At 60.0% G+C, this 1,180-nt stretch carries 2 protein-coding genes; both read right to left on the reverse strand.

All coding sequences use genetic code 11. The features are described 5' to 3' along the window. A partial coding sequence (locus GOV38_RS22165; RefSeq protein ID WP_171213043.1) for a DUF5681 domain-containing protein occupies positions 1-716 on the reverse strand: 716 nt, incomplete at its 3' end. After that, the coding region (locus tag GOV38_RS22170) for a site-specific DNA-methyltransferase (protein WP_171210396.1) at positions 713-1,180 on the reverse strand (468 nt) is incomplete at its 5' end. The genes GOV38_RS22170 and GOV38_RS22165, both read right to left, overlap by 4 nt.

Genomic DNA, 1,180 nt, shown 5'->3' on the forward strand with positions numbered 1-1,180 from the left:
GCAGGTTGCTCGACCACCGCCAGCGCCGTGCTGATCCGTTCATACAACTCTTCGCCTGTCCGGATATGCCCTACGAGATCTGCGATCTCATCGGGGTCGGTCTCGTGGACCAGTACTTCACGCAGATGATCGACGTTGGCGCGGAGGTCCGGGAGCTTTTCTCGCCAATAGTCGAGTTCTTTTTTCTCTTCTTTGGTCATTGGACCAACAATACGGACCTCACCAGTTCGGAAGTCGATCTTGATGTGGTCCGGATGGGGGATAGGCTCGTCAATGGTTTCTATCCCGGCTTCCGCGCGCCTGCGCAGTTCCCTTTCCCATTCAATCTTATAGGTCAGCGCCTTGTCCAGGTATTCTGCATGGAGAAGGCTGCGCGAGCTTTCGACCGAAGCCAGGAGCTCAGAGAAGAGCCGCTGCGCGCGATGCTGACCTTTCGCAGCGTTCACAGCCAGAGACCGCATGACCGCCTGCGCCATGGGGATAGTCACGCTTCGGTGCCCTTCCCGGATCGTGATGTCGCGGTACGCTTCGTCGAGAATGAGGTCCTTCATCCGTTCCTCATGCATGCCCGGACGTTTGTTCTTTGATCCCCTTGGGCGGCCCTTTGGATTGCCCGACTGGCCCGGTTTGAACCGGGTGCCTTTCGGCGGCTTGCCGTATCCCACGTCGTAGCCCGGGCGGGCCACGAGCGCACGCTTGTCCTTGTCGCTGCTCATTCCGCCGCCTCCAACGCCTTGGCGTCCGCCGGTGGTGCCCAGCCGCAGAGAACCTGTGCCGCCTCGTCCCTCGCATAGGCCTCCCAGCGGGCGATGATGCGATCGCAATAGATCTCGTCGAACTCGCTGAGATATCCGCGTCGGCCTGTCTTCTCGGCTGCGATCAGGGTAGACCCCGATCCGGCAAAGACATCCAGCACAATGTCGCCGCGTCCCGAGACATCCCGGATCGCGTCTGCGATCATCTGCACCGGCTTGACTGTCGGATGCAGCGCCAATTCCTCCATGCGCCCTGCCCGCATGGTGTTAACCCCTCGATACTCCCAGACATTAGTCCTGTAGCGCCCGTGCTGCCCCAACTCGAAAGTGTTGATATGCGGCGTATCCCCTTTCTTGAAGGCAAAGATTAATTCGTGCCGCGACCGGTAGAAGGTGCCCATGCCGCCATTGTCCTTGGCCCAGAC

Source organism: Ruegeria sp. HKCCA5839, from assembly GCF_013035585.1.
In the GTDB taxonomy this organism is placed as follows: Bacteria; Pseudomonadota; Alphaproteobacteria; order Rhodobacterales; family Rhodobacteraceae; genus Ruegeria.